The organism is Paraburkholderia bannensis (assembly GCF_014200455.1).
Lineage (GTDB): Bacteria > Pseudomonadota > Gammaproteobacteria > Burkholderiales > Burkholderiaceae > Paraburkholderia > Paraburkholderia bannensis_A.
The window spans coordinates 251981-273963 of record NZ_JACHBW010000003.1; the positions used below are offsets into that span (position 1 = coordinate 251981).

General features: G+C 64.1%; 18 protein-coding genes. 15 read left to right on the forward strand and 3 right to left on the reverse strand.

Translation table 11 applies throughout. The features are described 5' to 3' along the window. Positions 1 to 71: 71 nt before the first annotated feature. From F4827_RS35940 to map, 3 genes are all read right to left on the reverse strand, one after another. Complete coding sequence (locus F4827_RS35940) at positions 72 to 2360, reverse strand: pseudouridine synthase (protein WP_184123783.1); 2289 nt, start codon at positions 2358 to 2360, stop codon at positions 72 to 74. Between the two features lie 24 nt (positions 2361 to 2384). Beyond that, on the reverse strand, positions 2385 to 4964 hold the full coding sequence (locus F4827_RS06860) for a [protein-PII] uridylyltransferase (protein WP_183723107.1): 2580 nt from the start codon (positions 4962 to 4964) through the stop codon (positions 2385 to 2387). A gap of 269 nt (positions 4965 to 5233) precedes the next feature. Next, complete coding sequence (gene map / locus F4827_RS06865) at positions 5234 to 6058, reverse strand: type I methionyl aminopeptidase (protein WP_183723109.1); 825 nt, start codon at positions 6056 to 6058, stop codon at positions 5234 to 5236. 335 nt (positions 6059 to 6393) lie between these two features. Between map and rpsB the strand changes: the two genes are divergently transcribed. From rpsB to rnhB, 15 genes are all read left to right on the forward strand, one after another. After that, complete coding sequence (gene rpsB, locus F4827_RS06870; RefSeq protein ID WP_183723111.1) at positions 6394 to 7149, forward strand: 30S ribosomal protein S2; 756 nt, start codon at positions 6394 to 6396, stop codon at positions 7147 to 7149. Between the two features lie 212 nt (positions 7150 to 7361). Next, a complete protein-coding gene (gene tsf, locus F4827_RS06875) occupies positions 7362 to 8243 on the forward strand; it encodes a translation elongation factor Ts (RefSeq protein WP_027814827.1) in 882 nt (293 codons plus the stop codon). 281 nt (positions 8244 to 8524) lie between these two features. Continuing rightward, on the forward strand, positions 8525 to 9241 hold the full coding sequence (gene pyrH / locus F4827_RS06880; protein WP_027814826.1) for a UMP kinase: 717 nt from the start codon (positions 8525 to 8527) through the stop codon (positions 9239 to 9241). A gap of 92 nt (positions 9242 to 9333) precedes the next feature. Beyond that, a complete protein-coding gene (gene frr / locus F4827_RS06885; protein ID WP_183723113.1) occupies positions 9334 to 9894 on the forward strand; it encodes a ribosome recycling factor in 561 nt (186 codons plus the stop codon). A 63-nt stretch (positions 9895 to 9957) separates the two neighbouring features. Next, on the forward strand, positions 9958 to 10740 hold the full coding sequence (uppS, locus tag F4827_RS06890; protein ID WP_183723115.1) for a polyprenyl diphosphate synthase: 783 nt from the start codon (positions 9958 to 9960) through the stop codon (positions 10738 to 10740). Continuing rightward, positions 10734 to 11543: a phosphatidate cytidylyltransferase gene (locus tag F4827_RS06895; protein ID WP_183723117.1), complete on the forward strand. Its 810-nt coding sequence runs from the start codon at positions 10734 to 10736 to the stop codon at positions 11541 to 11543. The genes uppS and F4827_RS06895 overlap by 7 nt, the downstream gene beginning before the upstream one ends. Before the next feature lie 30 nt (positions 11544 to 11573). Then, positions 11574 to 12752: a 1-deoxy-D-xylulose-5-phosphate reductoisomerase gene (locus tag F4827_RS06900; protein WP_183723119.1), complete on the forward strand. Its 1179-nt coding sequence runs from the start codon at positions 11574 to 11576 to the stop codon at positions 12750 to 12752. Between the two features lie 133 nt (positions 12753 to 12885). Then, entirely contained in the window at positions 12886 to 14391 is a 1506-nt protein-coding gene (gene rseP, locus F4827_RS06905; RefSeq protein WP_183723121.1) for an RIP metalloprotease RseP, read from the forward strand. Positions 14392 to 14458: 67 nt separating this feature from the next. Continuing rightward, on the forward strand, positions 14459 to 16765 hold the full coding sequence (gene bamA, locus F4827_RS06910) for an outer membrane protein assembly factor BamA (RefSeq protein ID WP_183723124.1): 2307 nt from the start codon (positions 14459 to 14461) through the stop codon (positions 16763 to 16765). Between the two features lie 44 nt (positions 16766 to 16809). Then, the gene (locus F4827_RS06915; RefSeq protein WP_183723126.1) at positions 16810 to 17355 is read left to right on the forward strand and encodes an OmpH family outer membrane protein; all 546 of its coding nucleotides are present in this window, start codon (positions 16810 to 16812) and stop codon (positions 17353 to 17355) included. A gap of 18 nt (positions 17356 to 17373) precedes the next feature. Beyond that, entirely contained in the window at positions 17374 to 18450 is a 1077-nt protein-coding gene (lpxD, locus tag F4827_RS06920; RefSeq protein WP_183723128.1) for a UDP-3-O-(3-hydroxymyristoyl)glucosamine N-acyltransferase, read from the forward strand. 265 nt (positions 18451 to 18715) lie between these two features. Next, positions 18716 to 19180, forward strand: a complete 465-nt coding sequence (fabZ, locus tag F4827_RS06925; protein ID WP_167055848.1) for a 3-hydroxyacyl-ACP dehydratase FabZ — start codon at positions 18716 to 18718, stop codon at positions 19178 to 19180. Between the two features lie 70 nt (positions 19181 to 19250). After that, positions 19251 to 20039, forward strand: a complete 789-nt coding sequence (lpxA, locus tag F4827_RS06930; RefSeq protein WP_183723130.1) for an acyl-ACP--UDP-N-acetylglucosamine O-acyltransferase — start codon at positions 19251 to 19253, stop codon at positions 20037 to 20039. A 3-nt stretch (positions 20040 to 20042) separates the two neighbouring features. Next, positions 20043 to 21212, forward strand: a complete 1170-nt coding sequence (gene lpxB, locus F4827_RS06935) for a lipid-A-disaccharide synthase (protein ID WP_183723132.1) — start codon at positions 20043 to 20045, stop codon at positions 21210 to 21212. Further along, complete coding sequence (rnhB, locus tag F4827_RS06940) at positions 21209 to 21919, forward strand: ribonuclease HII (protein ID WP_183723134.1); 711 nt, start codon at positions 21209 to 21211, stop codon at positions 21917 to 21919. Before lpxB ends, rnhB begins: the two co-directional genes overlap by 4 nt. Positions 21920 to 21983: the final 64 nt, after the last annotated feature.

The window sequence follows — 21983 nt, forward strand, 5'->3', positions numbered from 1 at the left end:
GCAAGAAAAATGGGAGCCCGCGGCTCCCATTTTTTACGGTCCGGCGCCAGGTGGCGCCGATTTCGTCAGGCTCAGAATCCCTCGTCCGCCGACAGGTAGCGCCACTGGCCTTGCGGCAGTGCGCCCAGCAGCACCTGGCCCATGCGCACGCGCTTCAGGCCCACCACGTGCAGTCCGACCAGCTCGCACATACGGCGGATCTGGCGCTTCTTGCCTTCGCGCAGCACGAAACGCAACTGCTCGCCGTTCTGCCAGCTCACTTGTGCGGGCTTGAGCGGTACATCGTCGAGCGAGAGACCATGGCGCAGCTTCGAAAGCAGTTCGGCCGGGAAGTGTTGATCGACTTCGGTCTCGATGTCGCCGTAGGTGACGCGCACGAGGTATTCCTTGTCGATGTCCGAGCTTTCGCCGATCAGTTGCTTCGCCACGCGACCGTCCTGCGTGAGCACCAGCAGGCCCGTCGAATCGATGTCGAGGCGGCCAGCCGGCGCGAGCGTGCGCAGGTGTTGCGCCGAGAAGCGGATACCCGAGCGGTCGCCTTCCCAGTGATTCTCGCCGGTGATCAGCGTGGCGGCGGGGGCGTAGCCGTCTTCAGCCTGGCCGGAAACAAAGCCGATCGGCTTGTGCAGCAGGATCGTCACCTGGCGCGCCTGTGCAGCGAGCGCGGCAGGATCGACTTCGATGCGCTGCTCGGGCGTGACCTTGGCGCCGAGCGTATCGACCACGACGCCGTCGACGAAGACCCAACCCTTTTCGATCCATTCATCGGCTTCGCGGCGCGAGCACAGACCCAGTTCCGACATGCGCTTGGATAGACGCAGCGCGTTGTCGCCGTCGACTTCCTCGCGTTGCGGGGCGGATTCGCGGCGCGGGGCTCGGTCGATGGACTTGCCTGCGGGCTTGTCGCCGAACTTGCGCGGTGCGCCGCTGTCGCGTTCGCTGCCGTAGGACGACTTGACTGGGCGCGCGAAGCGGCGCTCGCCGGAATCGTCGCGCGGCGGACGGCGATCGCCGCCATCTTGGCGAGCGGGGAAAGGACGGCGTTCACCGCCTTCGTCACGGCGCGGGAAACGACGCTCACCGCCATCTTCACGCGGGCCGAACGAACGGCGCTCGCCGTCATCGCGGCGCGGCGGACGGCGATCGCCGCCACCTTCGCGAGCGGGGAAGGGACGGCGTTCACCGCTATCTTCACGCGGAGCGAACGAGCGGCGCTCGCCATCGTCGCGGCGCGGCGGACGGCGATCACCGCCACCTTCGCGAGCGGGGAAGGGCCGGCGTTCACCGCCTTCGTCACGGCGGGGGGAACGACGCTCACCACCATCTTCACGCGGAGCGAACGAGCGGCGCTCGCCATCATCGCGGCGCGGAGGACGGCGATCGCCGCCACCTTCGCGAGCGGGGAAGGGCCGGCGTTCACCGCCTTCGTCACGGCGGGGGAAACGACGCTCACCGCTATCTTCACGCGGGCCGAACGAACGACGCTCGCCATCATCGCGGCGCGGAGGACGGCGATCACCGCCATCTTGGCGAGCGGGGAAGGGACGGCGTTCACCGCCTTCGTCACGGCGGGGGAAACGACGCTCGCCGCTATCTTCACGCGGAGCGAACGAGCGGCGCTCGCCATCATCGCGGCGCGGAGGACGGCGATCGCCGCCACCTTCGCGAGCGGGGAAGGGCCGGCGTTCACCGCCTTCGTCACGGCGGGGGAAACGACGCTCACCACCATCTTCACGCGGGCCGAACGAACGGCGCTCGCCATCGTCGCGGCGCGGCGGGCGGCGATCGCCGCCGCCTTCGCGAGCAGGGAAGGGGCGGCGTTCACCGCCTTCGTCACGGCGGGGGGAACGACGCTCACCGCCATCTTCACGCGGGCCGAACGAACGGCGCTCGCCGTCATCACGGCGCGGCGGGCGGCGATCGCCGCCACCTTCGCGAGCGGGGAAGGGGCGGCGTTCACTGCCTTCGTCACGGCGCGGGAAACGACGCTCTCCACCATCTTCACGCGGGCCGAACGAACGACGTTCACCGTCATCACGGCGCGGAGGACGGCGATCACCGCCATCTTCGCGAGCACGGAACGGACGACGCTCACCCCCATCTTCGCGCGAACCAAACGAACGACGTTCACCGCCGTCATCGCGGCGCGGGAAGCGGCGCTCGCCGCCTTCGTCGCGCGACATCGGCTTGCCGGGGCGCGCAGGCTTGTTGCCCGCAGGTTTTGCAAATGCCGGCCGTGCGTCAGCGGGCCGCGCTTCAGCCGGCCGTACCGGTTTGCGGGCGGTCGTGCTGCCGCGTCGGACGGGGGAGCGCTCCGGCGTGGCCGGGCGCGGGTGTTTGGCTGTGAGTTTGGCTCGCATGATTCAGGTAATTCGCTTTGACTTTCACACCGCTATCGCGCGCAGCAGTTCGGTTTCGACACGGATCTGCAGGCGGTTATCGGACAAGCCCGAACCGTCCAGCAGGAATACGTCTTCGACGCGCTCGCCGAGTGTGTTGATCCGCGCCGCATGGACGCCGACCCGGTGCTCAGCCAGCACGCGCGCGATCGAATAAAGAAGGCCCGGCCGGTCGTTGGCCGACACGGACAGGATGTAGTACTGGCCGCGCTCGTCGGCCCGCAGGTCGACGCGCGGCGTCACCGGGAAGGTGCGCGACAGTCGCGAGAGCCGCCCCTTCGACGGCTCCGGCAGCACATGGCTTTCGGCCGCGAGGCGTTCGGCGAGCTCCTGTTCGACCAGGTTCGCGATGTCGCGGTAATGCACGTCGCCCTCGGTGTGGGCAACGATGAAATTGTCGAGCGCGTAGCCGTGACGCGTCGTGCTCACGCGCGCGTCGAGCACGGACAGGCCGCTGCGGTCGAAATAGGCGCACATGGTCGCAAAGAGATCCGGACGATCCTTCGCATAGACCAGCACCTGCAACGCTTCGCCGATCGGCGAGGGCCGCGCGCGGACCACGGGCGCGGCGGTTTCGACGTGACGGTAAAGCACGCGCGTCTGCCACGCGATATCGGCGGCGTCGTGGCGCAGGAAATAGCCGACATCGAGCTTGTCCCACAGAGCGCGATGCGCGTGCTCGGGCACGGTTTCGAGGCGCAACAGCGCGAGCGCGAGCTCCTGACGCGTCTTGAGTTCGGAATGCGTATCGGGCCGTGCGCCGCCGAGCACGGCGAGCGTCGCCCGGTAGAGGTCTTCGAGCAGCTTGCCCTTCCAGTTGTTCCAGACCTTCGGGCTGGTGCCGCGAATATCGGCCACAGTCAGCAGATAGAGCGCCGACAGACGCCGTTCCGTGCCCACCAGATCGGCGAAACGCTTGACGACTTCGGGATCGCTCGTGTCCTGCTTCTGCGCCACCTGGCTCATGGTCAGATGTTGCTGGACGAGCCATACGATCAGATCGGCGTCCTCGCCCTCGACGCCGTGTTCGCGGCAAAAACGCCGCGCGTCGGCCATGCCGAGTTCCGAGTGATCCCCGCCGCGCCCCTTGGCGATATCGTGAAAGAGCGCCGCCACGTAGAGCACCCAGGGCCGCTCGAAATTGGCGATCAGCTGGCTGCAGAACGGATATTCGTGCGCGTGCTCCGCCACGGCAAAGCGGCGGATATTGCGCAGCACCATCAGGATGTGCTGATCGACCGTGTAGACGTGATAGAGATCATGCTGCATCTGCCCGACGATGCGCCGGAAATTCAGCAGATAACGCCCGAGCACGCTCGTCTGGTTCATCAGCCGCATGGCGTGCGTGATACCGGCGGGCTGCTTCAGGATTTCCATGAAGAGACGGCGGTTTTCCGGGTCGCGCCGCCAATGCAGGTCCATCTTTTCGCGCGCGTTGTAGAGCGCGCGCATGGTGCGTGCGGAGAGCCCCTTCACGCCGGGCACCTGTTCGTAAAGCAGAAAGGCTTCGAGGATCGCGTGCGGCTCGCGCTCGAAGACATCGTCGGACACAATTTCGATCATGCCCTGTTTTTCGACGAAATGATTCGAGAGCGTGCGCGTGATGCCGCTGGTGCTCGGGAAGAGTTGCGCCTCGATGTTCTGGATCAGGATGCTTGCAAGCTGGGTAACCGCCTTGGCGGCCCAGTAATAGCGCCGCATCAGCTGCTCGCTGGCGCGCCGCGCACTGCTGGCCTTGAAGCCGAAGCTTTCGGCTACGGGCGTTTGCAGGTCGAACACCAGGATGTCCTGGCGGCGTCCGGCGATCACGTGAAGGCGCGCGCGCAGTGCTTTGAGGAACGCCTCGTTGCGGCGCAGCTCGCGGGCTTCGCGGGTGGTGATCAGGCCGCGCTGGTCGAGTTCTTTCCAGCTGCTGCCGAAGGCCGCGGCTTCCGTGATCCACAGGATCAGTTGCAAATCGCGCAGCCCGCCGGGGCTTTCCTTGACGTTCGGCTCCAGCGCGTAAGGCGTGTCCTGGAAGCGCGCGTGGCGCTGGCGCATTTCCAGCACCTTGGCCTGAAAGAAGGCGCGCGGATCCATGGCGTCGCGATAGCGCTGGGCGAAGTCGCCAAAAAGCGTGGTGCTGCCGGTGATGCGGCGCGCTTCGAGCAGCGAGGTCCGCACGGTCACGTCGTTGGCGGCTTCTTCGAGGCATTGCGAGACACTGCGCACGCTGCTGCCGATTTCCAGCCCAAGATCCCAGGCGAGGCCAATAAAGCGCTCGATGCGTGCTTCGAGCGGCGCGAGCGCTTCGTCGTCGGGCAACAGCACGAGGATGTCGACGTCGGAGAAGGGAGCGAGTTCGCCGCGGCCAAACCCGCCCACGGCCGCGAGCGCCAGCGAAGCCGGCAGTTCGCACAGATTCCAGGCGCGGCGCAGGGTTTCGTCGGTGGTGCGGGCGAGCGCGCGCATCAGCGAATCGACGTTGGACGCGCTCTTGAAGCGTTCGAGCAACTCGGCCTTGGCGGCCTTGTAGTCGGACTTCAGCGACGACGTATCGGGTGCGGCGACGGCGAGAACGCTCATGGGGTCGGGGTGGTGAAAGCGCGGTTGTGAAAGCGCGGGCCGGGTCGATTGACCTCGATAACTCATTGGTCGGCCGGATATCCGGGGCGGCCTCGGGCCGTTGCCGTTTAATGCCTGCTTGAAGCGGGTTACTGCCAGCTCAATACCAAGTCAACGCCTGGGGTGGTGCCGATACTGCGTGAATCGGGTCGTACCGGGTCGAATCTGGTCATTACTGCCGGACGCTGCGTTCGCTGGCTTCCCGCGAGCTGCGGGAAGCCATTACGTCGTCAGACCGTCGCGCCTGCCGCCGCCTGCGCGACGATCGCCGGTTTGGCGGGCGTGCCGGCCGATACCGTCAACACCTCGTAGCCGCTCTCCGTGACGAGCACCGTATGCTCCCACTGCGCCGACAGGCTGCGATCCTTGGTCTTGACCGTCCACTGGTCCGGCATCGTGCGGATGTCGCGGCGTCCGGCGTTGATCATCGGCTCGATAGTGAAGATCATGCCGGGCAGCAGTTCCACGCCGGTGCCGGGGCGGCCGTAGTGGAGCACTTGCGGCTCGTCGTGGAACACCGTGCCGATGCCGTGGCCGCAGTATTCGCGCACCACGCTATAACCTTGGGCTTCCGCATACCGCTGGATCGCATGGCCGATGTCGCCCAGATGGCCGCCGGGGCGAACCTGGTCGATGCCCAGCCACATGCATTCGTAGGTGGTCTGCACGAGGCGCTTCGCGAGGATCGAGCCTTCGCCGACGATGAACATGCGGCTGGTGTCGCCGAAGTAGCCATCCTTGATCACCGTCACGTCGATATTGAGCGTGTCGCCGTTCTTCAGCGCCTTGTCGCCCGGAATACCGTGACAGATCACGTCGTTGACCGAGGTGCAGATGGCCTTGGGGTACGGGGGGTAGCCGGGCGGCTGGTAGTTCAGCGGCGCGGGCACCGTGCCCTGGACATTGGTCATGTATTCGTGACAGAGCCGGTCGATTTCGCCGGTGGTCACGCCCGCCACAACGAAGGGCGTTATGTAGTCGAGCACCTCGCTTGCCAGTCGGCAGGCGACGCGCATTTGCGCGATGTCGTGTTCGGTCTTGATCGAAATGGCCATGGTGTGCGCCCGAAAATGCAGTCGAATATCGAATTATCGCACCTTATCCCCCCGGTCGCTGGCTTTTGAATGTGCGCAGCAGCCCGGCAAGCCGCATTCCGAGGGTATTAGCCGTCTTGAGGCATGCACATTTTGCGTGCTATACTCTTCGGCTAAGTCGCTCCCGTCCCATTCATAAGAACTGGCACCGGGTGGTGGCTCAGGAAGTCAATCGTGAAAATCGCGAGCCGGCGCACCCAGGGTGTCGGGCGCGTCAGTCCTGAATCCTTTATGGCGGGGCGGCGCATCTGATACGGCAGCCGGCTTAAGAAACCAACCCTAGCGGAGAATCAAACATGGCAGTTACCATGCGCCAAATGCTGGAAGCAGGTGTCCACTTCGGTCACCAGACGCGCTTCTGGAACCCGAAGATGGCCCCCTTCATTTTCGGCCATCGCAACAAGATTCACATCATCAACCTCGAAAAGACGCTGCCGATGTACAACGACGCACTGAAGTATGTGCGTCAGCTGGCATCGAACCGTGGCACGATTCTGTTCGTCGGCACGAAGCGTCAATCGCGTGACACGATCGCTGAAGAAGCGCAACGCGCTGGCATGCCGTTCGTGAACGCACGCTGGCTCGGCGGTATGCTGACCAACTTCAAGACGCTGAAGGTTTCGATCAAGCGCCTGAAGGACATGGAAGCAGCGGTCGAGGCAGGCGAACTCGAAAAGATGAGCAAGAAGGAAGCGCTCCTGTTCGAACGCGAAATCGCCAAGCTGCAAAAGTCGATCGGCGGCGTGAAGGACATGGGCGGCATTCCGGACGCAATCTTCGTGGTTGACGTCGGCTACCACAAGATCGCTGTGACGGAAGCCAACAAGCTGGGCATCCCCGTCATCGCCGTGGTCGATACGAACCACTCGCCGGAAGGCATCGACTACGTCATCCCGGGTAACGACGACGCCAGCAAGGCTGTCGCGCTGTACACGCAAGGCGTGGCAGATGCGATCCTCGAAGGCCGTGCGAACTCGGTGAACGAAGTGGTCGCAGCTGCACGCGGCAACGACGGCGACGACGAGTTCGTCGAGGTCAACCCGGAGGCGTAAGCTGCCGCCGTGTCCGGCAAGAAAAGGGGGCTTCCATAGGCCCCTTTTTTTTAAGCCGTGGCATTCGACGCCGCGTCATATGGGCGGCACCGTAGTCCTGTAGAAGCAGCTGTAAAAAAGCGTTTCAGCATGGGCATAAACGGAAACGAATTCCTGCCGGCCGCATCGAAGCATGCGGCTGGCGCGTACCAGACAGACTCAAGGAGCGAATGATGGCGGCAATTACCGCAAGCATGGTGGCAGAACTGCGCGCGAAGACCGATGCGCCGATGATGGAGTGCAAGAAGGCGCTGACGGAAGCCGACGGCGACCTGGCACGCGCTGAAGAACTCCTGCGCGTCAAGCTCGGCAACAAGGCGAGCAAGGCTGCGTCGCGCGTCACGGCTGAAGGCGTGATCGCTTCGTTTATCGGCGGCAATGCTGGCGCCGTGGTCGAACTGAACTGCGAAACCGACTTCGTCGCCAAGAACGACGACTTCCTCGCATTCTCGAACACGGTGGCCGAACTGGTCGCTACGCAAAATCCGGCCGACGTCGCCGCCCTGTCGGCTCTGCCGCTGGAAGGCTCGACGGTCGACGCAGTGCGCCTGGCACTGGTCGGCAAGATTGGCGAAAACGTCTCGATCCGCCGTTTCGCGCGCTTCGAAACCGCCAACAAGCTGGCTGCGTACCTGCACGGCACGCGTATCGGCGTGCTGGTGGACTACACGGGCGCTGACGAGCAAGTCGGTAAGGACGTGGCGATGCACATCGCTGCAATGAAGCCGGTTTCGCTGTCGTCGGACGACGTGCCGGCCGAGCTGATCGCCAAGGAGCGCAGCATCGCCGAGCAGAAGGCTGCTGAATCGGGCAAGCCGGCTGAAATCGTCGCCAAGATGGTGGACGGTTCGGTCCAGAAGTACCTGAAGGAAGTGTCGCTGCTGAACCAGCCGTTCGTGAAGAACGACAAGCAGACGATCGAACAGATGCTGAAGGCTGCTAACAGCTCGGTGCAGAAGTTCGCGCTGTTCGTCGTTGGCGAAGGCATCGAGAAGCGTCAAGACGACTTCGCAGCCGAAGTGGCCGCGCAAGTCGCTGCTGCAAAGCAGCAATAAAGGCCGCGCAAGCCTTGCCTGCCGTTCATCGTCAGGCAGCATGCTTCAAAGCAGTCAAAGCCGTACCGCAGTACCGTAGCAAGCCGCGGCAGTGTTTCACTGCCGCGGTGGGCAGCGTAGCGACGCCCGAATAGCGACGCCGGGCATGGCGGTCATCCGCCGTGCCTCGTGGCGCAAATCTTCGCTATTTCTGGCGGCGCTTGCCCCAAGCCGTATTTCACCCCTACAGTTTCAAGTTATTGCCCTGTTAGTGCCTTTTGCGCGCGATCCTGGATACCTCCATGCCCACACCCGCCTATAAACGCGTCCTGCTCAAACTTTCCGGTGAAGCCCTGATGGGCGATGATGCCTTCGGCATCAACCGAGCCACGATCGAACGGATGGTGGCGGACGTGGCCGAGGTCGTGCGCCTGGGCACCCAGCTCGCCGTCGTGATCGGCGGCGGCAATATCTTCCGTGGCGTCGCAGGCGGCGCAGCCGGTATGGACCGCGCCACCGCCGACTACATGGGTATGCTCGCAACGATGATGAACGCGCTCGCGCTGCAGGACGCCATGCGTCACGCCGGCATCGAAGCGCGCGTGCAGTCCGCGCTGCGCATGGACCAGGTGGTTGAGCCGTACATCCGCCCGCGCGCGATCCGTCAGCTCGAAGAGGGCAAGGTCGTGATCTTCGCGGCCGGCACGGGCAACCCGTTCTTCACCACCGACACCGCCGCCGCGCTGCGTGGCGCGGAAGTGGGCGCGGAAGTGGTGCTCAAGGCGACCAAGGTAGACGGCGTCTACTCGGCCGACCCCAAGAAGGACCCGACGGCGACGCGTTACTCGACGATCAGCTTCGACGAGGCAATCGGCCGCAATCTGCAGGTGATGGACGCCACCGCCTTCGCGCTGTGCCGCGACCAGAAGCTGCCTATCCGGGTTTTTTCGATCGTCAAGCCGGGTGCGCTCAAGCGCATCATTCAGGGCGAAGACGAAGGCACGCTCGTCCACGTGTAAACTCTCGTTTCACACGAGATCGATCTCGGGCCGCGCCGCCCATTCAGCGCGCTGGCGGGCCCGTACCGTAATGAAGATTCGGAGGTATCAAAATGGCTGTGGCTGACATCAAAAAGGGCGTTGAGCAGAAAATGCAGCGCTCGATCGATTCGTTCAAGGGCGACCTGGCGAAGATCCGCACGGGCCGCGCCCACACCGGTCTGCTCGATCACATCCAGGTCGACTACTACGGCTCGCCGGTGCCCATCTCGCAGGTCGCGAACCTGACGCTCGTCGACGCCCGCACGATCGGCGTCCAGGCGTGGGAAAAGAAGATGGTGCCGGTGATCGAAAAGGCGATCCGCGAGTCGGATCTCGGCCTGAACCCGGCTACGCACGGCGATCTCATTCGCGTGCCGATGCCTGCGCTGACCGAAGAGCGCCGCAAGGAACTCACCAAGGTCGTCAAGAACGAAGGCGAAACGGCCAAGGTTGCCGTGCGTAACCTGCGTCGCGACGCCAACGAGCAACTCAAGAAGCTCGTCAAGGACAAGGAAATCTCGGAAGACGACGAGCGCCGCGGCAGCGACGACGTCCAGAAGCTGACGGACCGCTTCGTGACCGAGATCGACAAGCTCGTCCAGACGAAGGAAGCCGAAATCATGACGGTCTGAGGCCGCAAGGCTTCCAGTCCCGCAGGGTTTCCCTTTCCTTTTCGCAGTCTTGTTCCGACGGCCATGACCTATACCAGCTCAACCGTTCACGTGCCCGATGTGGCCGCCGTACCGCGCCACATCGCGATCATCATGGATGGCAACGGCCGTTGGGCAACGCAGCGTCGCCTGCCGCGCGTCGCAGGCCATACGCGCGGCGTGGATGCAGTGCGTTCGGTCGTCGAAGCCTGCGTCGCGCAAGGCGTCGAATTCGTCACGCTGTTCGCCTTCAGTTCCGAGAACTGGCGGCGTCCCACCGACGAAGTGTCCTTCCTGATGCGTCTGTTCGTCACCGCGCTGGAGCGCGAAGTGGCGCGCCTGCACGCGAACGGCATTCGCCTGCGTGTCGTGGGCGACCTGACGATGTTCAATGAGCGCATCCAGGATCTGATTCGCCGCGCGGAGACCAAGACCGCGCGCAATACCCGTCTTACGCTGACCATCGCCGCGAACTACGGCGGCCGCTGGGACATCATGCAGGCCACCCGCAAGCTCGTGGAGGCTTCCGTAGCGGCGGGCGAGGCGGTGCCGGTGACCGAGGACACGGTCGGCCAGTATCTGGCCATGAACTACGCGCCGGAGCCTGATCTCTTTATCCGTACTGGCGGAGAGCAGCGCGTGAGCAATTTCCTGCTCTGGCAGCTCGCTTACGCAGAATTCTATTTCACCGACACGTATTGGCCGGATTTCGATGCGGACGCGCTCAATCGCGCCATCGCATCCTATGCCGATCGTGAGCGCCGCTTCGGCCGCACGAGCGCCCAGCTCGTCACCCAAAACCAGAACGCCGACTCGCTTTCATGCTAAAGACCCGTGTCATCACGGCGCTCGTCCTGCTGGCTGTCTTCCTGCCGGTTACGCTGTTCGCGTCGGTGGCCGCCTTTGGCGCGCTGATCGGCCTCGTGGTGGTGTTCGCCGCGTGGGAATGGGCGCGCCTGCTCAAGGCCGGCAAGGCCGGTTCGATCGTCTATGCGGCTATCGCCGCGGTTCTCGTGTTCGCCAGTGCGCGGCTCGAATCCGTGCGGCCGCTGTACCAGGCCGCAGGCATCTTCTGGCTCGTTGCGGGCCCCTATGTGCTGGTGCGCAAGCCGGTGCTGGCCGCCGGCGCCTGGCGAGCTTTCCTGCTGGCTGCCGGTTTCGTGATCTTCGCCGCCTGCTGGCACGCGCTGGTTGGCGCGCGAGCGCTCGGTGTGGGCTTTGTGCTGTCACTGCTGCTCGTGGTCTGGCTGGCCGATATCGGCGCATACTTCTCCGGGAAGGCATTCGGAAAGCATAAACTGGCCCCTTCGATCAGCCCGGGCAAGACTTGGGAAGGCGCCGTGGGCGGCTGGGTCGCGGTGATGGTCGTGTCGGTTGCGGCGCTGGCGCTGCATGCTTTCGAGCCCACCTTGTATTCGGCGCTGGCCGCCCAGTTGGGCGTTGGCCGTGCGCTCCTCGTGCTGACGGTGCTGGTCGCGTTCAGCGTGATCGGCGATCTGTTCGAGTCGATGCTCAAGCGCCAGGCTGGCGTGAAGGATTCGAGCGGCCTCCTGCCCGGTCATGGCGGGGTCCTCGACCGCATCGACGCGCTGTTGCCGGTCCTGCCACTGGCCATGCTGCTGCTCGGCTAACGCCAAACGCGCCCGGTTAGAGAAATGAAAATGCAAAAACGACTCACCCTGCTCGGTTCCACGGGCTCGATCGGAGACAGCACCCTTGACGTGGTAGCACGTCATCCGGATCGCTTCTCCGTCTACGCGCTCACGGCGCACCGCAACGGCGACAAGCTCGTCGATCAATGTCTGCGTTTCGCGCCGCAAGTGGCCGTGGTCGGCGACGCCGCAACGGCCCAGCACGTCGAGCAAAAGCTGCGCGCGGCGGGTTCGAAGACCGTCGTGGCCCATGGCCCGCAGGCGCTCATCGACGTCTCGAAGAGCGACGGCTGCGATACGGTGGTGGCGGCCATCGTCGGCGCGGCGGGTCTGGAGCCTTCGCTCGCGGCCGCCAGGGCCGGCAAACGCATCCTGCTGGCCAATAAGGAAGCGCTCGTGATGTCGGGCGACATCTTCATGGACACGGTGCGCGATAGCGGCGCGGTGCTGCTGCCGCTCGACAGCGAGCACAACGCCGTGTTCCAGTGCATGCCGCATGACGGCGCGCACGGCGGCGTGACGAAGATCATTCTGACCGCATCGGGCGGCCCGTTCCGCACGCGCGAGCCTTCGACGCTGGTGGACGTGACGCCGGAGCAGGCCTGCAAGCATCCGAACTGGTCGATGGGCCGCAAGATCTCGGTCGACTCGGCGACCATGATGAACAAGGGCCTCGAAGTGATCGAGGCGCACTACCTGTTCGATCTGCCGGGCGATCGCATCGACGTGCTGATCCACCCGCAGAGCGTGATCCATTCGATGGTGTCCTACGCGGATGGTTCGGTGCTCGCGCAACTGGGCAACCCCGACATGCGCACGCCGATCGCGCATGCGATGGCCTACCCGGATCGGATCGATTCGGGCGTCGCGCAACTCGATCTCGCGCAGGTCGCGACGCTCAACTTCGAGAAGCCCGATTACCAGCGTTTCCCGTGTCTGGCGCTGGCGATGAAAGCGCTGGCCGAGGGTGGCGTGGCCAGCGCGACGCTCAACGCGGCAAACGAAGTCGCGGTGGAAGCGTTCCTGAATCGTCGTATCGGCTTCATGGCGATCGCGCAGACAGTCGACGCCGTGCTGAACGCGCTGCAGAACCGCAGCGCCACCAGCCTCGACGTGGTGCTCGAAGCCGACGCCGCCGCGCGCCGCGCGGCAAACAAGATCATCGACAGCCTGCCGGTGCCGGCCTGAGGCATTGAGCCTTTCAGGCCCCGCCTGGGATACCCGCGCAGCAACGGCTGGCGTCCCGGCGGCTCACGAGGTTCGGCCTGCAGGCCAGGCCGCTCCCCGCACTGGCGTGCTGCTTCCAGCATAGGAGGCACATATGAATCTGCTCACCGAACTGGTGGCTTTTGTCGTGGCGATTGGCGTACTCGTCGTCGTTCACGAGTATGGACACTACAGTGTCGCGCGCTTGTGCGGCGTCAAGGTTCTGCGATTTTCCATTGGTTTCGGTCGTCCGCTTTTGCAGTGGGTCAGCAAGAAGAGCGGAACTGAATGGACGATCTCGGCGTTGCCGCTCGGCGGCTACGTCAAGATGCTCGACGAGCGCGAATTCGCCGACCGGCCGAATTCGATTTCCCCCGACGATCTGCCGCATGCCTTCAACCGGCAATCGGTCGGCAAGCGCATCGCCATCGTCGCGGCGGGTCCCATCGCCAATTTCATTCTTGCCATCGTGCTGCTCGCGGTCGTTTATGCGAGCGGTGTGAGCGAGCCTGCCGCGGTCGTGGCAGCGCCGCCCGCGCAGTCGGTTGCCGCACAAGCCGGTTTCCAGGGAGGCGAAACCGTGCTGGCCGTGAGCGCGGCCAATGGCAACGGCATGGAGCAGGTGCGTTCGTGGGCCGATCTGCGCTGGAAGCTGCTTTCGGCGGCTTTCGATCATCGCCATGTGGTGGTGGCGGCGCGCGACGCTCACGCGGGCTCGGCGAGTTCCGATTATTCGCTCGATCTTTCGCACCTCGAAAGCAAGGACCTCGACGACGATTTCATGTCGAGGATCGGCTTCGAACCGGGCGGCGGCACGCTGCGCATCGCGGGCGTGGAGCCGGGCAGCGCGGCCCAGCAGGCGGGTCTGCAGAAGGGCGATCGTTTGAGCGCGATCGATGGGCATCCCGTTGACAGCGCAAGCAGTTTCATCACGTATGTAAAGGCTCATGCGGGCAAGCCGGTGCAGTTGCAGATCCTGCGCGGCGGCCCCGTGCCGGACGTGAACAAGGACGCGCGCAAGGATGCGAACAAGGACGGCTCGCTGGCCGATGACCAGAGCGAGGCGCAAAACAACGCAGCAAATACAGCCACGGCAACGACGCCGCAGTCGCTGACGATCGCCGTCACGCCCGCCATCCAGCGCGACGAAGAAACCGGCCAGCAGGTAGGCCGTATTGGCGCGGCGCTTTCCGCCCAGGGGCCGTCGGTGGAGGTGCGTTACGGGCTGCTCGAAAGTGCGCGGCTGGGCGCGAACCGCACGTGGGACATCGGCGTGTATTCGCTGCGGATGTTCGGCCGCATGCTCACGGGCGAGGCTTCGCTGAAGAATCTTTCGGGGCCTGTGACGATTGCTGACTATGCCGGCAAGAGCGCGAGACTCGGTCCGTCGGCTTTCCTTTCCTTTCTCGCCCTTGTCAGTATTAGCCTTGGCGTACTGAACCTGCTCCCAATTCCGGTATTGGACGGGGGGCATCTGTTATATTATGCGGTTGAAGCCGTAACGGGCAAAACCGTCTCGGATCGCTGGCAGATGGTGCTGCAGCGTGCGGGACTTGCCTGCATCGTCGCGCTGTCGGCGATCGCGTTGTTCAACGACCTGGCTCGGTTAATCCATTTTTAAAGATGTCTGGCGGCGTCCGTGGGCGGGCCGCCTGATCTGATGCAGCTATACACACTGGGGAAGCACGTTGTTTAGACCTCATCGCTTGGTTCCAAAAACGGTTGCGGCCGCGGCACTTGCCGCACAGGGGCTTGTGGCCCATGCTGCAACGACGCCGTTCGTGGTACAGGACATCCGCATCGAAGGACTGCAACGCGTAGAGCCGGGCACGGTGTTCGCGTACCTGCCTATCAAGCAGGGCGATACGTTCAGCGACGACAAGGCCTCCGAAGCGATTCGCGCACTGTATGCAACCGGCTTTTTCAACGACGTGCGCATCGCCACTGAGGGCGGCGTGGTCGTTGTGCAGGTGCAGGAGCGGCCCGCGATCGGCACGATCGATTTCGCCGGCATCCACGAGTTCGACAAGGACAACCTCACCAAGGCGCTGCGCGCAGTCGGTCTCTCGCAAGGCCGCTACTATGACAAGGCGCTGGTCGACAAGGCCGAACAAGAGCTCAAGCGCCAGTACCTCACGCGCGGTTTCTACGCCGCCGAAGTCACGACCACCGTCACGCCGATCGACCGCAACCGCGTCGGTCTGCTGTTCTCGGTCGTCGAAGGTCCGAGCGCGAAGATCCGCCAGATCAACTTTATCGGCAACAAGACGTACAGCAGCGGCACGTTGCTGGACGAAATGCAGCTGTCCACGCCGAACTGGTTCTCGTGGTACACGAAGAACGACCTCTACTCCAAGGAAAAGCTCACGGGCGACCTGGAGAACGTGCGTTCGTACTATCTGAATCACGGCTATCTCGAGTTCAACATCGACTCGACGCAGGTCTCGATCTCGCCCGACAAGAAGGACATGTACCTCACGATCGGGATTCACGAGGGCGAGCCGTACAAGATCTCGGGCGTCCATCTCGCGGGCAATCTGCTCGATCGCGAGGCGGAACTCAACAAGCTGGTCAAGATCAAGGCAGGCGATCGCTTCTCGGCTGAAAAGCTGCAGGCGGCCACCAAGGCCATCGTCGACAAGCTCGGTGAATACGGCTATGCGTTCGCAACCGTCAACGCGCTGCCGCAGATCAACCAGGCGAATCACACCGTCGACCTCACGCTGCAGGTCGATCCGAGCCGCCGCGTCTACGTGCGCCGCATCAACGTGGTGGGCAACACCCGCACGCGCGACGAAGTCGTGCGCCGCGAAATGCGCCAGCTCGAAAGCTCGTGGTTCGATTCGAGCCGCCTTGCGCTCTCGAAGGACCGTATCAACCGTCTGGGCTACTTCACCGACGTCGACGTCACCACGGTCCCCGTGGAAGGCACGGCCGACCAGGTGGACGTGGACGTGAAGGTCACCGAAAAGCCCACCGGAGCGATCACGCTGGGCGCGGGCTTCTCGTCGACCGACAAGGTGGTGCTCTCGGCGGGCGTCTCGCAGGACAACGTGTTCGGTTCGGGCACGTCGCTTTCGGTGAACGTCAACACGGCGAAGTCGTACCGTACCCTGGCTGTCACGCAGGTCGACCCGTACTTCACCGTGGACGGCATCAAGCGCATTACCGACGTCTACTACCGCACGTACCAGCCGCTGTACTACTCGACCGATTCGAGCTTCAAGATCATCACCGCCGGTGGCGATCTGAAATTCGGCATTCCGTTCTCGGAAGTCGACACCGTCTTCTTCGGCGTGGGCTTCGAGCAGGATCGCCTGGACGTAGACGACGCAACGCCGCAGGCCTACAAGGACTACGTCAACGCGTTCGGCCGCGTGTCGAACAACATCCCGCTGACGATTGGCTGGTCGCGCGACGCGCGTGACAGCGCGCTGATCCCGAGCCGCGGCTACTTCCTGCAGGCCAACGCCGAGTACGGCACGCCCGTCGGCTCGACGCAGTACTACAAGACCGATGTGCAGGCGCAGTACTATTACTCGTTCGCGCGCGGCTTCGTTCTGGGGATGAACTTCCAGGCCGGCTACGGCAACGGCCTCGGCGGCAAGCCGTACCCGATCTTCAAGAACTACTACGCCGGCGGTATCGGCTCGGTGCGGGGTTATGAACCGAGCTCGCTGGGCCCGCGTGACGCCAAGACGAACGACCCGATCGGCGGCTCGAAGATGGTGGTCGGCAATATCGAACTGACCTTCCCGCTGCCAGGCACGGGTTATGACCGCACGCTGCGCGTCTTCACCTTCATCGACGGTGGTAACGTCTGGGGCGACGAAGGCACCAGCATCGGCTCGAACGGCCTGCGCTACGCCTACGGTGTGGGTCTTGCGTGGATTTCGCCGATCGGCCCGCTCAAGCTGAGCCTGGGCTTCCCGGTCACGAAGCACGAAGGCGATCAGTACCAGAAGTTCCAGTTCCAGATCGGCACGGCATTCTGACGGCACGCGCAGGAACAGGCATTTACAGAAACGAGAGGATAACTTTGCTAACGGGACTGTTTTCCAGGCGGACGATCGGGGCCATGACGCTGTCGCTGGCGATGCTCGCTTTCGGCACGGGCGCGGCCCATGCGCAGGAAGCGAAAATCGCGGCGGTCAACTCCGACCGCATCCTGCGCGAATCCGCCCCCGCGAAGGCTGCGCAGACCAAGCTCGAAGCTGAGTTTGCGAAGCGCGACAAGGACCTGCAGGACATGGCGCAGCGTCTGAAGACGATGTCGGACTCGCTCGACAAGAGCGGGCCCAGCCTGGCAGCAGCCGATCGCGCGCAGAAGCAGCGCGATCTGTCGCAGCTCGACAGCGACTTTCAGCGCAAACAGCGTGAGTTCCGCGAAGATCTGAACCAGCGTCGCAACGAAGAACTCGCGGCGGTGCTGGATCGCGCCAACAAGGTAATCAAGCAGATCGCCGAGCAGCAGCACTACGATCTGATCGTGCAGGAAGCGGTCTACGTGAGTCCGCGTATCGACATCACCGACCAGGTGCTGAAGGCGCTCGCCAACGGCGCCACCGGCAGCAACAGCAACTAAGGCAGGAGCAGCACGCGCATGGCATTTACGCTTGAGGCAATCGCCGCCCAGTTCGGCGGCGAGGTGGTGGGCGATGCGACGCAACGCGTCGGCTCGCTCGCGCCGCTCGACCAGGCGGGTCCGCAGCAACTGGCTTTCCTTGCCAATCCGAAGTATCTCTCGCAGGTCGAAACGACCCGCGCGGGCGCGGTCCTTATCAGTCCCGAGGATCTGGCGAAACTCGCTTCGCGCGACGCTCGCAACTTCATCGTCACACCCAATCCGTATGCTTATTTCGCGCGCGTCGCGCAGGCGTTCATCGACCTCGCCGCACCGAAAGTGCAGCCGGGTGTGCACGCCAGCGCGCACATCGACGCGACGGCCAAGGTTGCGGCCAGCGCCGTGATTGGTCCGAATGTAACGGTGGAAGCGGGCGCGGTGATCGGCGAGAGCGTGCGTCTGGACGCCAACGTCGTGATCGGCCGCGGCACCCAAGTGGGCGAGGGCTCGCATCTCTATCCGGGCGTGACCGTCTACCACGGCTGCAAGATCGGCGCGCGCGCCATCGTGCATGCGGGCGCGGTGATCGGTTCCGATGGTTTTGGTTTTGCCCCCGATTTCACCGGCCAAGGCGACGCGCGCACCGGTAGCTGGGTCAAGATTCCGCAGGTGGGTGGCGTGTCGATCGGGCCGGACGTCGAAATCGGCGCGAACACCACGATCGATCGCGGCGCAATGGCCGACACGATCATCGAGGAGTGCGTGAAGATCGATAACCTCGTGCAGATCGGCCACAACTGCAGGATCGGTGCGTATACCGTGATCGCCGGTTGCGCCGGTATCGCGGGCAGCACCACGATCGGCAAGCATTGCATGATTGGCGGCGCGGTCGGCGTCGCCGGACACGTCACGCTGGGCGACTACGTGATCGTCACGGCGAAGTCGGGCGTGTCGAAGTCGCTGCCGAAGGCCGGCATCTACACCAGCGCGTTCCCCGCCGTGGAGCACGGCGACTGGAACAAGAGCGCCGCGCTGTTGCGCAATATCGACAAGCTGCGCGACCGCATCCGTGCACTCGAAGCCGCCGTCGCCAAGAAACCGCAGGGCGACGCATAAGAAAACGGGTCTGGCATCGCGGCTTTCACGCCGCATGCCGGGCCGAGCCTCGTGCAAGGTGAACCTGGCCGCGCGCCTCGTCCACATGCCCGGGGGAATCCGCATGCCCGAAGTCGCGCGCGTGGCGCATACTGCGCCTCAAGCGCGAGCCGCAGGGCAGCGCAGGGCAGTTTTGACCGGCAGGGTTATCGCCGCTTTGCGCAGGCAGCCGCTTCGGGCGACGCAATCGAAAGTGACACGCAATTCCTGCGTGAGCAGAAACACCATGAACATCGAAAAACTCAACTTCGACATCCACAAGATCCTCACGCTGCTCCCGCACCGTTATCCGTTCCTGATGGTGGACCGGGTTCTCGAACTTGAGCCGCACAAGAGCATCAAGGCGTTGAAGAATGTGACGATCAACGAGCCCTTTTTCACGGGCCACTTCCCGCAGCGTCCGGTGATGCCGGGCGTGATGATCCTCGAAGCGCTGGCGCAGACCGCCGCGCTGCTGACGTTCTCGGAAGAAGAGCAGGACCATGAGAACACGCTGTACTACTTCGTCGGTATCGACGGCGCGCGTTTCAAGCGCGTGGTCGAGCCGGGCGACCAGCTGATCCTGAACGTGACGTTCGAGCGCTACATGCGCGGCATCTGGAAGTTCAAGGCGCAAGCCGACGTGGACGGCGTGGTCGCGTGTGAGGCGGAACTCATGTGCACCGTCAAGAAAATGGACGCGGCGCAGTAAATTGCGCCTCGCGTGCCGCAGCGCGCCTGCAGGCGCCTCGGCACGACAACAGAATCGGAGAGCATGACGAATGAGCAGGATCCATCCCACTGCGATCGTCGAGCCGGGCGCGCAAGTTGACGAATCGGTCGAGATCGGCCCTTATGCGGTGATCGGTGCGAATGTCACCATCGGCGCACGCACCCAGGTCGGCTCGCATAGCGTGCTGGAAGGCCACACGACGATCGGCGAAGACAATTCCATCGGTCACTACGCCTCGATCGGCGGCCGCCCGCAGGACATGAAGTACCGCGGCGAACCCACGAAGCTCGTGATCGGCAACCGCAACACGATCCGCGAATTCACGACGCTGCACACGGGCACGGTGCAGGACACCGGCGTCACGTCGATCGGCGACGACTGCTGGATCATGGCCTACGTGCACGTCGGGCACGATTGTCGTCTGGGCAACAACATCATCATGTCGAGCAACGCGCAGCTCGCGGGGCACGTGATCGTCGACGATTACGCGATCGTCGGCGGCATGACGGGCGTGCACCAGTTCGTGCGCATCGGCGCGCACGCGATGGTGGGCGGCGCTTCGGCGCTCGTGCAGGACGTGCCGCCGTTCGTGATCGCCGCGGGCAACAAGGCGGTGCCGCACGGCATTAACGTCGAAGGTCTGCGCCGCCGCGGCTTCTCGCCCGACGCGATCTCGGCGCTGCGCGCGGCTTACCGCACGCTCTACAAGAACAGCCTGTCGCTTGAGGAAGCGAAGCTGCAACTGGCCGAACTCGCCCAGGCCGGCGGCGACGGCGACGTGCACGTGAAGGCGCTGCTCAGCTTCGTCGAGCAGTCGCAGCGCGGCATCATCCGTTAAACGATGGCGTTGCAAACCCATCCGTTGCGCCTCGCGATGGTTGCTGGCGAACCGTCCGGCGACCTGCTCGCATCGTCGCTGCTCAAGGGGCTGACCAGCAAGCTGCCGGATACGGCGCAGTACTACGGAATCGGCGGCCCGCGCATGCAGGCCGTCGGTTTCGACGCGCACTGGCCGATGGACAAGCTCACGGTGCGCGGCTACGTCGAGGCTCTCAAGCATATTCCCGAAATCCTGCGCATCCGCCGTGAGTTGAAGCATCAGCTGCTTGCGGAGCAACCCGATGTTTTTATCGGTGTGGACGCGCCGGATTTCAACTTCGGCCTCGAACATTCGTTGCGCGAAGCCGGCATTCCCACCATCCATTTCGTCTGTCCGTCGATCTGGGCGTGGCGGGGCGGGCGCATCAAGAAGATCCAGAAGTCCGTGGATCACATGCTCTGCGTGTTCCCGTTCGAGACCGCGATCCTGGAAAAAGCCGGCGTGGCGGCGTCCTACGTGGGTCATCCGCTCGCCGACGACATCCCGCTTGAGCCGGACGTGCCGGGCGCGCGCCGGGCGCTCGGCTTGCCCGATGGCGGCCCGATTATCGCGGTGCTGCCCGGCAGCCGCCGTTCCGAGATCAACCTGATCGGCCCGACGTTTTTCGACGCCATGCAGATCATGCAGGAGCGCGAACCGGGTCTGCGCTTCGTGATGCCGGCGGCCACGCCTGCGATTCATGCACAGTTGCAGGAGCTGGCGAGCCAGCATCAAGGGCTTGCGCTCACGATCGTCGACGGTCAGTCGCAACTCGCGATGACGGCCGCCGACGCGATTCTCGTAAAAAGCGGCACGGTCACGCTGGAAGCGGCGCTGCTCAAGAAGCCGATGGTGATCTCGTACAAGGTGCCCTGGCTCACCGGGCAGATCATGCGCCGTCAGGGCTATCTGCCTTACGTGGGGCTGCCCAATATTCTTGCAGGGCGCTTCGTGGTGCCGGAAATCCTCCAGCATTTCGCCACGCCTGAAGCGCTCGCGGATGCCACGCTCACGCAGTTGCACGACGAGGCAAACCGGCGCACGCTCACCGAAGTGTTCACGCAGATGCATCACACGCTGCGTCAGAACACCCAGGAGCGCGCGGCCGAAGTGGTCGCGCGCGTGTTGGAAAGCCGCAAGGGTCGGGCATGAGCGAGGGGATCACCAAACGTACCAAGGCTGCAAAGGCTAAAGCGCCTTCGCAGGCCGCGCAAAAACGCGCCATTCGTCTACAGCTTGCGGAGCAGGCTGGCCTGCTGTTCGAATCGCCTGAAGACATCATCTGCGGCGTAGACGAAGCAGGGCGCGGACCGCTGGCCGGTCCCGTGGTCGCGGCGGCTGTGATTCTCGATCCGGCGCGTCCGATCGCAGGTCTTGACGACTCCAAGGCGCTGACTGCGAAGTCGCGCGACGCGCTCTACGACTTGATCGTCGAACGCTCGCTCGCCTGGTGCGTTGCCAAAGCGAGCGTCGAGGAAATCGACACGCTCAATATCCTGCACGCGACCATGCTGGCGATGCGCCGCGCCGTCGAGGGCCTGAGCGTGACGCCGACGCTTGCGAAGATCGATGGCAACCGTTGCCCGGTCCTGCCGGTGCGCAGCGAAGCCGTGATCGGCGGCGACGCGCTGGTCCCGGCGATCTCGGCGGCTTCGATCATTGCGAAGGTCACGCGTGACCGCATGCTGCTGGAGCTGCATACGGCGTTTCCCGCCTACGGGTTCGACGCGCATGCCGGTTACGGCACGCCACAGCATCTGGCGGCGCTGCGCGCGCATGGCCCGTGCGCACATCATCGGCGCTCGTTTGCGCCTGTGCGCGAAGCCTATGAGCTGCATGGCGTGATCGTATCCGCCTGAGCTTGCCGATGCGCTTGCCGAACTTATCCGGCGCCGCCTCGTGCGGCGCCGTTTTCCTTTTTAC